The organism is Caulobacter sp. NIBR1757 (assembly GCF_027912495.1).
Classification (GTDB): Bacteria; Pseudomonadota; Alphaproteobacteria; order Caulobacterales; family Caulobacteraceae; genus Caulobacter.
The window spans coordinates 1,678,832-1,690,835 of the sequence record NZ_CP115463.1; the positions used below are offsets into that span (position 1 = coordinate 1,678,832).

Here is a 12,004-nt window from a genome sequence, read left to right on the forward strand (position 1 = left end):
CCAGCAGGGCGGCGAAGAGGACGGCCGCCGCGAGGCGGTGGTTCCGGTTCTTGATCATTAGTCCGAGCATGGTCTGCATCCCCTGTCTGGTTGGCTGTTCGGGCACTATCAAAGTGATATCACTTTTGCGCAAGCGAAATCGAAAAGTGTCCGCCTCTGCCGCGGGGACGCGGTTGTAAGAACCTGGACCGGAAGCGGCTGGCACACGTTCCTGGGCGAGGCGGGACCGTACAGATCGCCCGGCCCACCAAGACTTGACTTAAACACATAAAGATATCTTTATATCCCTGATGTCCCAGGGATCGATCCAGACGGTGGAGATGCTGCGCGCGGCCGGCGAGCCGACCCGTCTGCGCATCCTCGCCCTGCTGGCGGCCGAGGAACTCAGCGTCCTCGAACTGTGCCGCATTCTGGACCAGAGCCAGCCGCGGGTCTCGCGGCATCTCAAGCTGCTGGCCGAGGCCGGGCTTGTGCAGCGATTCCCCGACGGGGCCTGGGTCTTCTATCGTTTGACCGGCTCGGGGCCGGCCCGGTTGCTGGTCGATAGTGTCCTCGATCTGACCGACGAGGCCGATCCGGTGTTGCGCCGGGACGGTGACCAACTGGCGGCGGTCAAGGCCGAGCGCACTAACGAAGCGGCAGCCTATTTTGCCAGAAACGCGGCGCGATGGGATGAAATTCGTTCCCTCTACGCCTCTGAGACGCAGGTCGAGGCGGCGATCAACCAGGCGGCGGGCCAGGGCGCCATCGGCCGGCTGGTCGATCTGGGCGCGGGCACGGGACGGATGCTGACCCTGCTGGGCCAGCGGGCCGAGCGGGCCATTGGCCTCGACCTGTCGCAGCAGATGCTCAACATCGCCCGGGTCAACGTCAGTGAGGCGGGCCTCGCCACCTGCGAACTGCGCCATGGCGACATCTTCGCCACCGGCCTGCCGGCCGGCAGCGCCGATCTGGTGACGGTGCATCAGGTGCTCCACTATCTGGGCGACCCCGTCGCCGCCGTCAGCGAGGCCGCGCGGCTGGTGGCGCCGGGCGGACGGTTGCTGATCATCGATTTTGCGCCTCACAGCCTGGAATTCCTGCGCAGCCAGCATCAGCACCGGCGCCTCGGCTTCTCGGACGCCGAGATCCTGCGCTGGCTGGAGGGGGCCGGGCTCGAGGGCCAGCTGAGCGAGACCCTGCCGACCGCCAATGGCGAAGGCCTGACCATCAAGATCTGGACCGGGACGCGCCCGGCCAACGCCAACAGGAGCGCCGCATGAGCCCGCCCCGCCGTGTCATCGGACCGGTCGCCCGCTCGGCCGAACGGCCCAACCGCAAGCTCGGCATCAGCTTCGAGTTCTCGCCGCCAAAGACACCCGAAGCGGAAGAGAACCTGTGGACCGCCATCCGCCGCCTCGAACCGCTGCAGCCGGACTTCGTCTCGGTGACCTATGGGGCCGGCGGCTCGACCCGTGACCGCACGCACCGGACCGTCAAGCGCATCGTCGAGGAGACCAGCCTCAAGCCGGCGGCGCACCTGACCTGCGTCGAGGCCAGTTGCGCGGACGTCGATCAGGTAATCCGCGACTACTGGGACGCCGGGGTGCGGCACCTGGTGGCCCTGCGCGGCGATCCGCCCGGCTCGATCGGCGGGGCCTATGTGCCGCGCGCCGACGGCTATGCCAACGCCACCGAACTGACCCGGGCGGCCCGGGCCATCCAGCCGTTCGAGGTGCTGGTCGGGGTCTATCCCGAGGGGCATCCCGAGAGCCCGAACATCCAGCACGACATCGACGTCCTGAAGGCCAAGGTGGACGCCGGCGCAACGCGCGGCATCACCCAGTTCTTCTTCGAGATCGACCCCTTCCTGCGCTTCATGGAGAAGGTGCGGGCGGCGGGGATCACCATTCCCATCTCGCCGGGCATCATGCCGGTCAGCAACTTCAAGGGGCTGGTGAAGATGTCGGGCGCCTGCGGGGCTTCGATCCCCGGCTGGCTGGGCAACCTGTTCGACGGGCTCGATGTCGATCCCGACACCCGCCGTCTGATCGCCTGCAGCGTGGCCGCCGAGATGTGCGCCAAGCTGGAGGAGCAGGGCTTCTCCGATTTCCACTTCTACACCCTCAACCGGGCCGATCTGGTGTATGCCATCTGCCGGGTGCTGGGGGTGCGCGAACCGGCGAAGACGCCGGAGGAGGCCGCAGCATGACCTTGAAAAAACTCGCCCTTTCCGTCGCCGCCGCCAGCGCTCTGTTCGTGGTCAGCGCCTCGGCGCAGATGCCGGCCAGCTGGACCAAGCCGACCACCGGCTTCCAGGTCATCGGCAACATCTACTATGTCGGCACCGAAGGGCTGTCGGCCTGGCTGATCACCAGCTCCAAGGGCCACATCCTGATCGACGGCGGCATGCCGCAGAACGCCGCCCTCGTCGAGGCCAACATCAAGGCGCTGGGCTTCAAACTGTCCGACGTCGATCTGATCCTCAACAGCCACGCCCACTTCGACCATGCCGGGGCCCTGGCCCAGCTGAAGAAGGACACCGGCGCGGTGGTCATCGCCAGCGCCGGCGACAAGGCGGCCCTGGAGGGCGGCAAGTACATCGGCTCCGAGACGGTGACCGCCTACAACTTCCCGCCGGTGAAGGTCGACAAGACGGTCGCCGACGGCGAGACCCTGTCGGTCGGATCCAACACCCTGAAGGCCAACCTCACGCCGGGCCACACCAAGGGCTGCACGTCCTGGACGACCTCGGTGAAGGACGGGTCCAAGAGCTACAAGGTGATCTTCTGGTGCAGCACCTCGGTGGCCGCGAACCGCCTGGCCCCCAACCCGCAGTATCCGGGCATCGTCGCCGACTATCAGAAGACCTTCACCAAGCTGGCGGGGATGCAGGCCGATGTCTTCCTGGCCCCGCACCCGGACCAGATGAACCTGGCCGCCAAGCGCGCCGCCCTGGGGCCGGGCAAGCCCAACCCATTCGTCGATCCCACCGAGCTGCCCACGGTCACCGTCAGGTCGAAGGCGGACTTCGAGGCGCAGCTCTCCAAGCAGCAGGCCGGATCATGACCAGACAGGACCGCATCGCCGCCCTTCACCAGGCCGCCAGGGACCGCATCCTCATCCTCGATGGCAGCTGGGGCGTGATGTTCCAGCGCGAGGGCCTGTCGGAGGAGGACTTCCGGGCCGAGCGCTTCAAGGACCACAGCATCCATCTGAAGGGCAACAACGACATCCTCTGCCTGACCCGGCCGGACCTGGTGCAGAAGCTGCACGAGGCCTATTTCGCGGCCGGCGCCGACATCAGCGAGACCAACACCTTCAGCGCCACCTGGATCGCCCAGGAGGACTATGGCTGCCAGTCGGCGGTGCGCGACATCAACTTCGAGGGCGCCAGGCTGGCCCGGGCGGCGGCGGACAAGTTCACGGCGGCCGAGCCGGACAAGCCGCGATTCGTGGCCGGCTCGATCGGGCCGCTGAACAAGATGCTGTCGATGAGCTCGGACGTGAACGATCCGGGCGCCCGGCTGGTCACTTTCGACCAGGTCTATGAGGCCTATCGCGAGCAGGTGCAGGCGCTGCACGACGGCGGCGTCGACCTGTTCCTGATCGAGACCATCACCGACACCCTCAACTGCAAGGCCTGCATCAAGGCGATCATGGATCTCGAGGACGAGGGCTATGAGCGGCTGCCGATCTGGATCAGCGGCACCATCACCGACCGGTCGGGGCGGACGCTCTCCGGCCAGACGGCGGAAGCCTTCTGGAACAGCGTCAAGCACGCCAGCCCGTTCGCCATCGGCTTCAACTGCGCGCTCGGCGCCGACCTGATGCGGCCGCACATCGCCGAGATGAGCCGGGTCGCCGACACCCTGGTCGCCGCCTATCCCAACGCCGGCCTGCCCAACGCCATGGGCCAGTACGACGAGGAGCCGCACCAGACGGCCTGTCACCTGGAAGAGTGGGCCGACAGCGGCCTGGTCAACATCCTGGGCGGCTGCTGCGGCACGACGCCGGACCATATCCGGCATGTCGCCGAAGCGGTGAAGGGCAAGAAACCCCGGCCGATCCCGGAGCGGCCGAAGGCCATGCGCCTGGCGGGGCTGGAACCGTTCGAGCTGGCGTGATGAAACTCGACAAGGCTGACGGCCTGACCACCACGGAGACCGAGCTGCTGCGCGACCTGCGCAGCCGGCTCGGCCGTGCCACCAACGACAAGGCCGCCGCCGTGCTGGTCAACGCCCTGGTGCAGACGGCGGTGCGCGTCGATATCGGGCCGGCGCCGGGTGATCCGGTGCTGGCGACGAGCGACTTCGAGGCCTTCAAGCTGGTCGTGGCCGGGGCCTCCAAGGCCCAGCTTCGTTCGGCGGTCGCGGGCCTGAAACAACTTCATGGGCAGGGGCCCGGGCCGGTGATGAAGGCTGTCGCCGCCGGTCTGCCGCAGGCGGTGATCAGTCGCCGCCTTGCCCTCGGGGGCCGTGAGCCCGCCATTGATAACGGGATGCTGTAGTGAGACCTGTCTTCGTCAACGTCGGTGAGCGGACCAACGTCACCGGCTCGGCCAAATTCCGTAAGCTTGTGGTCGACGGCGACTACACGGCGGCGCTCGCCGTGGCGCGCCAGCAGGTCGAGGCCGGCGCCCAGGTCATCGACATCAACATGGACGAGGGCCTGCTGGATTCGAAGCAGGCCATGGTCACCTACCTGAACCTGCTGGCCGCCGAGCCGGACATCGCCCGGGTGCCGGTGATGATCGACAGCTCCAAGTGGGAGGTGATCGAGGCCGGGCTGAAGTGCGTGCAGGGCAAGGCCATCGTCAACTCGATCAGCATGAAGGAGGGGGAAGAGACCTTCCGGCATCATGCGCGCCTGTGCCTGCGCTACGGCGCGGCGGTGGTGGTCATGGCCTTCGACGAGCAGGGGCAGGCCGATACGGCGGCGCGGAAGATCGAGATCTGCACCCGGGCCTATCGGATCCTGGTCGACGAGGTCGGTTTCCCGCCCGAGGACATCATCTTCGATCCCAACATCTTCGCCGTGGCGACGGGGATCGAGGAGCACGACAACTATGCGGTCGACTTCATCGAGGCGACGCGGGCGATCAAGCAGCAACTGCCCTGGGCGCGCGTCTCGGGCGGGGTGTCGAACGTCTCGTTCAGCTTCCGGGGCAACGAGCCGGTGCGGCGGGCGATCCACTCGGTGTTCCTGTATCACGCCATCAACGCCGGCATGGACATGGGCATCGTCAACGCCGGCGACCTGCCGGTGTACGACGACATCCCGGCCGAACTGCGCGAGGCGGTCGAGGATGTGATCCTCAACCGCAAGCCCAAGGCCGGCGGATCGCAGACCGAGCGGCTGGTGGATCTCGCGCCCAAGTACAAGGGCGACGGGACGGTGGCCAAGGTGGCCGACCAGGCCTGGCGCAGCGGCACGGTGCAGGAGCGGCTGACCCACGCCCTGGTCCACGGCATCACAGAATTCATCGACGCCGACACCGAGGAAGCGCGCCTGCAGGCGGAACGGCCGCTGCATGTCATCGAAGGCCCGTTGATGGACGGCATGAACGTGGTCGGCGACCTGTTCGGCTCGGGCAAGATGTTCCTGCCGCAGGTGGTGAAATCGGCCCGGGTGATGAAGCAGGCGGTGGCCTGGCTGATGCCCTTCATGGAGGCCGAGAAGGAAGGCCAGCCACGCAAGGCGGCGGGCAAGATCCTGATGGCCACGGTCAAGGGCGACGTCCACGACATCGGCAAGAACATCGTCGGGGTGGTCCTGCAGTGTAACAACTACGAGGTCATCGACCTGGGCGTCATGGTCCCGGCCGACCGCATCCTCGACGAGGCCAAGGCGCACAATGTCGACATCATCGGGCTGTCCGGCCTGATCACCCCGTCGCTGGACGAGATGGTCTTTGTCGCCGCCGAGATGGAGCGGCGCGGGTTCGACATCCCCCTGCTGATCGGCGGGGCGACGACCAGCAAGACCCATACGGCGGTGAAGATCGAGCCGGCTTACCGGCGCGCCTCGACCACCTATGTGCTCGACGCCAGCCGGGCGGTGGGCGTGGTGTCGGGCCTGCTGTCCGACGAGCGACCCAATCTCGAGGCCGTGACGCGGGACGAATACATCCGGGTGCGTGAGCAGTTCGCCCGCGGCCAGGAGGCCAAGAACCGCACGCCGATCACGCGGGCGCGGGCCAACGCCCACCCGGTGAACTGGACCGAGCAGCCGACCGTGAAGCCGAGCTTCATCGGCGTGCAAGCCATCGAGGGCGACCTCGCCGATCTCGCCCGCCACATCGACTGGACGCCCTTCTTCGCCAGCTGGGAGCTGGTCGGGCGGTTCCCGGCCATCCTCGAGGACGACATCGTCGGGGAGGCGGCGACCGACCTGTACCGTGACGCCCAGTCGATGCTGAAGCGCATCGTCGAGGAGCAGTGGTTCACCGCCAAGGGGGTTGTCGGCTTCTGGCCGGCCCAGGCGGTGGGCGACGATATCGCGGTGTTCTCGGACGAGAGCCGCACCACGGAGCTGGCCCGTTTCCACACCCTGCGCCAGCAGATGGACAAGACCGGCGGCAAGGCCAACCTGGCCCTGTCCGACTTCGTCGCCCCGGCCGACAAGGCCCAGGACTGGATCGGCGCCTTCGCGGTGACCGCCGGCCATGGCGAAACCGAGATCGCCGCGAAGTACAAGGCGGCCGGCGACGACTACAACGCCATCCTGTCGGCGGCCCTTGCCGACCGTCTGGCCGAGGCCTTCGCCGAATCGCTGCACCGGCAGGTCCGCACCCAGCTCTGGGGCTACGCCCCCGACGAGCCGTTCGATATCGACGCCCTGATCGCCGAGAAGTACCAGGGTATCCGCCCGGCGCCGGGTTACCCGGCTCAGCCGGACCACACCGAGAAGGCGACGCTGTTCAAACTGCTCGACGCCGAACATCACACCGGCATGGCCTTGACCGAAAGCTACGCCATGAGCCCGCCGGCCTCGGTCTCGGGCCTCTACTTCGCCCACCCGCAGGCCCACTACTTCGGGGTCGGCAAGATCGACCGTGACCAGGTGGCGGACTACGCGGCCCGCAAGGGCTGGGACCTGGCGACGGCCGAGCGCTGGCTGGCGCCGATCCTGGCCTACGACCCGATGGCGGCGGCGCGGGACGCGGCGGCCTAGGGGCGGGCCTTATCGAAGCGGTTGGCTATTATACCGCGATTGACGGCTGTCGAGCCGTTGATTTACAATAAGCTATTGAAATTGCGGAATTATAAGGTCCGAGTCGGGGCCGGAAAAGGTTGTGGTCGGGCTACAGAACGGTAGGGCCGGCGTTATGGTTGTGTGGGGGGTGAGGTTGCCTGTTGGCAGGGTGTTTTTGCGCCGCTGACGGCAGGAGGGGACACATTGAATCGCCGCGCCCGACCGGAGAGAACCCTGGCGTTGGCGTCAGTGGCAATTCAATGTGTCCCCGTTTCAGCTTCCGGCGGCGGAAGATGAATATGTCTAGACTTATTGCGGGCCGCGCAGGTCGGGGGCCGGGGTTTCTTCCGGCTGGGCGGTGTCTGCCGGCTGTTCGGCAGGGGCGGCGTCTTCAGGCGGCGCGACCGTCGGTTCAGCCGCCTGGGCCTCGCTGACGGCGTCGCCGACCGGGTCGGCGGCCGGGGCTTCCGGGGCGGCGGCGGGCCTGGCGTTGTAGGACAGGGCTGTGCCGAACAGTTTTGAGCGGGTGGCCAGCTTCTGGGCGGTGGGCAGGCAGCGGCCGGGCAGGCCCCAGCTCATCCATTCGCGGGCCAGATACTTCTGGTCCTTGGTGTCGCGGATGGTGGACCAGACGCCGGCGCCGCGCTTCAGCTGTTCGGCGCCATAGGGGCTGATCGGCTTGGCGGAGGCCTTCTCGGCCGCTTCCATCGAGCCCCGGAACAGCTTGAGGGTATCGCGGCCGGCCGTGCGTTGGTCCTTGTAGGCCTGCATGTCGGCGGGCGGGGCGCCCGGGATCCTGGCGATCTCGGTCTCGATGCGGGTGACCTCGGGCAGCACCTTGTCATAGAGTCTCATGTGGCCGTCGAGGGCGCCGAAGCACCAGGCGACCAGGCCGTAGTCGTCTTCCGGCGCGCCGGGCGGCACCGGGTATTCCACTTCAGCCGGAGCGGCGGCGGGGGCGGGCGCCTCGGCTTGGGCTTCCGGGGCCGGGGCGGCCTCCTGGATCAGCATCAGGGAGAGGAGCAGGGGAAGGATCGGGGCCATTCAAAGGTCCTGGTCAGAGGCGAACACGGGCAGCTCAGACATCGGCGAGGCCGAAACCACCGCCCCCCGGGGTTTCGATCTCGATGATGTCACCGGCGTCCACGCGGACGGAGAAACAGCCGGTGAGGCTTCTTACCTCGCCGTTTGTGGCAATCAAACGTTGCGCGCCGGGCAAACCGGGCGATCCGCCCTGGATTCCGCACGGAACGTTCAGCCTGCGGCTCGAAAGCAACGCCGCGTCCATGGGGCTGAGGAACCTCATGCGGCGCACGGCCCCGTCGCCGCCAGGGTGTTTGCCGGCCCCGCCGGAGCCGTGGCGGATGCCGAAATGCTCGACGCGGACCGGGAAGCGGCGTTCGAGGATTTCCGGGTCGGTCAGGCGGCTGTTGGTCATGTGGGTGTGGATGGCGCTGGTCCCGGGACCGCGGGCGGTGGCGCCGGAGCCGCCGCAGATGGTCTCGTAGTACTGCCGGTCCTCGTCGCCGAAGGTGAAGTTGTTCATCGTGCCCTGGCCATTGGCCGTGACGCCGAGCGCCGCATAGAGGGCGTCGACGACATGCTGGCTGGTCTCGACATTGCCGGCCACGACGGCGGCCGGCGGATGCGGATCCAGCATCGAGCCTTCGCGGGTGAGGATGTTGAGCGGGGCCAGGCAGCCGGCGTTGAGCGGGATCTCGTCGTCGACCAGGGTGCGGAAGACGTAGAGGGCGGCGGCGCTGACGATGGCGCTGGGGGCGTTGAAGTTGGTGGCCAGCTGGTCGGCGCTGTCGCGGAAATCGAGGGTGGCCTCGCGGGCGACAGGATCGACGGTGACCTTGACGACGATCTCGCCGGCTCCGTCCAGAGGGACGCGGGCCTCGCCGTCGGTGAGTTTCTCGATGGCGCGGCGGACGCTGGCTTCGGCGTTCTGCTGCACGAAGGCCATGTAGCGGGCGACGGTTCTGGCGCCGTGGCTTTCGATCATCTGGGCGACGGCGGCGGCGCCGGCCTGGCAGGCGGCGAGTTGAGCCTTGAGGTCGGCGATGTTGCGGTCGGGGGCGCGGGCGGGCCAGCGGCCGGTCGCAAGCGCGGCGCGGGTTTCGGCTTCGAGGAAGACGCCTTTTCGCATCATGGGCAGGGCGTCGAGCATGACGCCCTCTTCGTCGATGGTCTTCGAGAAGGGGGGCATGGAGCCCGGCTGGACGCCGCCGACGTCGGCGTGGTGGCCCCGGGCGGCGACGTAGAAGCTGGGTTGGGCGTCGGACGGGTCCATGAAGACCGGCATCACGACGGTGATGTCGGGCAGGTGGGTGCCGCCGAAGTAGGGGTTGTTGAGGACGAAGGCGTCGCCGGGGGCGAAGCTGGCGTGGCGGGCCTGAACGGCGCGGACCGAGGCGCCCATGCTGCCGAGATGTACGGGCATGTGGGGGGCGTTGGCGACCAGGCCGCCGTCGGTGTCGAACAGGGCGCAGGAGAAGTCGAGCCGCTCCTTGATGTTGACCGAATGGGCGGTGCGTTCGAGGGCGGCGCCCATGGCCTCGGCGACGCCCATGAAGCGGCGGTTGAAGAGTTCGAGGGTGACGGGGTCGGGGCGGCTGGTATCGGATTCGGCGACGGCGCGGGCGGTGGTGCGGGTCAGGCGGATGAGGCCGTCCTCTTCGCGGGCGGCGGTCCAGCCGGCGGCGACGGCGATCTGGGTGTCGCCGCGGACGATGAGGGCGGGGCCGGGGAGTGTGGTGAGGGTGTCTGCATCGACTGTCCCCGGCACACCCTCTTCTGTCATCCCGGGCGCCCGCAGGGCGACCCGGGACCCAGGGGCCGCGTGCTGTGTGGTGGCCCCTGGGTCCCGGCTCTCCGCTTCGCTGCGGCCGGGATGACAGGTATTTTGAGCCCGTTCCTCCGCTTCGACTTCGACCGACGCGATGAGGATGGTTCTGGCCGGCTCGATGAAGCCGAACAGGCGTTGGTGGGCCTGTTCGAAGGCGGCTTTCACCGTGGCCTGGTCGGCGGGCGGCACGGGGAGGACGGCGTCGGCGCCGTCGTAGCGGAGCATCAGGCGGATGGTGCGATCGCCCGGCGCCGAGCCCTGGGCGGCCAGCGCTTCGGTGGCTTCGGTGGTGAGGCGGTCGGCGAGGGCGGCGGCGGCGGTGAGGCCGTCGGCGGAGAGGGGGGCTTCGAGGCCGGCCTGGCGCAGGGCGCGGACCCTGGCCTGGCCGATGCCCCAGGCGGAGAGCAGGGAGGCGGGGCGAGGGCTCAGCACCGTCGTCATGCCGAGTGCGTCGGCGACGTCACAGGCGATCTGGCCGGCCGCGCCGCCGAAGGCGACGAGGGCGTGGTCGCGGGGGTCGAAGCCGCGTTCGGTGGAGATGCGGCGGATGGCCTGGGCGGTGTGCTCGACGGCGACGGCGATGAAGCCCTCGGCGGCGGTCTCAGGCGTCGGCAGGCCCATGGCGGCGGCGAGGTCAGTCAGGACCTGGCGGGCGGCCGCGACGTTCAGCGGGGCGTCGGCGGTCGGGCCGAAGATGCTGGGGAAGTATGCGGGATCGAGGCGGCCGAGGACGAGGTTGGCGTCGGTGACGGTGGCGGGACCGCCGCGACCGTAGGCGGCGGGGCCGGGGTTGGCACCGGCGCTGCCCGGGCCGACGCGGGCCCGCATGCCGTCGAAGGCCAGGATCGAGCCGCCGCCGGCGGCGACGGTCTCGACGTCGAGCATGGGGGAGCGGAGTTTGGCGCCGGCGACATTGGCCTTGTCGCGCCGTTCGAGGACGCCGGCGAATCGGCAGACGTCGGTCGAGGTGCCGCCCATGTCGAAGCCGAGGACGGCGGGGGCATTCGCCTGGCGGGCCGTCTCGGCGACGCCGACGACACCGCCGGCCGGGCCGGAGACGACGGCGTCCTTGCCCCGGAAGGCGTCGGCGCGGACCAGGGCCCCGGCGCTGGTCATGAACCACAGGGGGGCGCCGTTCACGGCGCTGGCGACCTGGTCGACGTAGGCCCGCAGGACGGGGGTCAGGTAGGCGTCGGCCACGGCGGTCTCGGCGCGGGGCACGAAGCGGGGGAGGGGGGAGACCTCGCTGGAGAGGGCGACGTAGGTGAAGCCGGCGGCCTGCGCGAGTTTGCCGGCGGCGAGCTCGTGGGCGGGGTTGAGGTCGCTGTGGAGGAAGGCGATGGCGACGGAGGTGGCGCCGTTTGTGCGGGCGGATGCGAGGGCGGCGGCGAGGGCGGCCTCGTCGAGCGGGCGGACGACGGCGCCGTCGGCGGCCAGGCGTTCGTCGGCTTCGAGCACGGCGCTGTAGAGCGGATCCGGGCGGACGAGGTCGAGGGCGAAGAGCTCGGGGCGGGACTGGTCGCCGATGACCAGGGCGTCGGCGAATCCCTTTGTGGTCACCAGCAGGGTGGCGGCGCCCTTGCGCTCCAGGAGGGCGTTGGTGGCGACGGTGGTGCCCATCTTGATGGCCTCCACTTGGGTTGCCGGGAAGGGCTGGCCGGGCGGGGCCTGCAGGAGGCGGCGCATGGCCTCGACGGCGGCGTCGGCGTAGGCGGGGGACTGGGAGAGGAGCTTGAGGGTGTGTTCGGCGCCGGTCGGGTCACGGGCGACGACGTCGGTGAAGGTGCCGCCGCGATCGATCCAGAAAGACCAGCGGGTCATTTGGGGGCTCCGGGACATGTTCGGTTTTCGCAGAAAACCGTACGTGTCCCGTCTTTTGTGACCGTCGAGGAAGAGGGGACACGTTGGCTTTCCTGCGGAAATCCAACATGTCCCCGCTGTTCACGCACCGCCGTTCTCGCCGTCATTGTCATGTGG

8 protein-coding genes are annotated in these 12,004 nt (G+C 68.7%); 6 read left to right on the forward strand and 2 right to left on the reverse strand.

Annotated features, from left to right (window positions below; all coding sequences use genetic code 11):
* Positions 1–290: 290 nt before the first annotated feature.
* The 6 genes from O5I81_RS08080 to metH are packed head-to-tail and all read left to right on the forward strand — an operon-like array spanning position 291 to position 7,155.
* Positions 291–1,262, forward strand: a complete 972-nt coding sequence (locus tag O5I81_RS08080) for a metalloregulator ArsR/SmtB family transcription factor (RefSeq protein ID WP_271068436.1) — start codon at positions 291–293, stop codon at positions 1,260–1,262.
* Positions 1,259–2,191: a methylenetetrahydrofolate reductase [NAD(P)H] gene (gene metF, locus O5I81_RS08085; protein ID WP_271068437.1), complete on the forward strand. Its 933-nt coding sequence runs from the start codon at positions 1,259–1,261 to the stop codon at positions 2,189–2,191. Before O5I81_RS08080 ends, metF begins: the two co-directional genes overlap by 4 nt.
* Positions 2,188–3,048, forward strand: coding sequence for a subclass B3 metallo-beta-lactamase (gene bla, locus O5I81_RS08090; RefSeq protein WP_271068438.1), 861 nt, complete (start codon positions 2,188–2,190; stop codon positions 3,046–3,048). Before metF ends, bla begins: the two co-directional genes overlap by 4 nt.
* Complete coding sequence (locus O5I81_RS08095) at positions 3,045–4,106, forward strand: homocysteine S-methyltransferase family protein (RefSeq protein ID WP_271068439.1); 1,062 nt, start codon at positions 3,045–3,047, stop codon at positions 4,104–4,106. The genes bla and O5I81_RS08095 overlap by 4 nt, the downstream gene beginning before the upstream one ends.
* Positions 4,106–4,489, forward strand: coding sequence for a hypothetical protein (locus O5I81_RS08100; RefSeq protein WP_271068440.1), 384 nt, complete (start codon positions 4,106–4,108; stop codon positions 4,487–4,489). Before O5I81_RS08095 ends, O5I81_RS08100 begins: the two co-directional genes overlap by 1 nt.
* On the forward strand, positions 4,489–7,155 hold the full coding sequence (gene metH, locus O5I81_RS08105) for a methionine synthase (protein WP_271068441.1): 2,667 nt from the start codon (positions 4,489–4,491) through the stop codon (positions 7,153–7,155). Before O5I81_RS08100 ends, metH begins: the two co-directional genes overlap by 1 nt.
* 330 nt (positions 7,156–7,485) lie before the next feature.
* Here metH and O5I81_RS08110 read toward each other — a convergent pair whose 3' ends face one another.
* Both O5I81_RS08110 and O5I81_RS08115 read right to left on the reverse strand, forming a co-directional pair.
* Positions 7,486–8,220, reverse strand: a complete 735-nt coding sequence (locus O5I81_RS08110; RefSeq protein WP_271068442.1) for a hypothetical protein — start codon at positions 8,218–8,220, stop codon at positions 7,486–7,488.
* A 34-nt stretch (positions 8,221–8,254) separates the two neighbouring features.
* Positions 8,255–11,848: a hydantoinase B/oxoprolinase family protein gene (locus O5I81_RS08115; RefSeq protein WP_271068443.1), complete on the reverse strand. Its 3,594-nt coding sequence runs from the start codon at positions 11,846–11,848 to the stop codon at positions 8,255–8,257.
* Positions 11,849–12,004: the final 156 nt, after the last annotated feature.

Excerpts from the sequence above, each read along its gene's own strand:
- O5I81_RS08080 (WP_271068436.1), top strand. The coding sequence starts at position 291 with ATGTCCCAGGGATCGATCCAGACGGTGGAGATGCTGCGCGCGGCCGGC.
- metF (WP_271068437.1), top strand. The coding sequence starts at position 1,259 with ATGAGCCCGCCCCGCCGTGTCATCGGACCGGTCGCCCGCTCGGCCGAA.
- bla (WP_271068438.1), top strand. The coding sequence starts at position 2,188 with ATGACCTTGAAAAAACTCGCCCTTTCCGTCGCCGCCGCCAGCGCTCTG.
- O5I81_RS08095 (WP_271068439.1), top strand. The coding sequence starts at position 3,045 with ATGACCAGACAGGACCGCATCGCCGCCCTTCACCAGGCCGCCAGGGAC.
- O5I81_RS08100 (WP_271068440.1), top strand. The coding sequence starts at position 4,106 with ATGAAACTCGACAAGGCTGACGGCCTGACCACCACGGAGACCGAGCTG.
- O5I81_RS08110 (WP_271068442.1), bottom strand. The coding sequence starts at position 8,220 with ATGGCCCCGATCCTTCCCCTGCTCCTCTCCCTGATGCTGATCCAGGAG.
- O5I81_RS08115 (WP_271068443.1), bottom strand. The coding sequence starts at position 11,848 with ATGACCCGCTGGTCTTTCTGGATCGATCGCGGCGGCACCTTCACCGAC.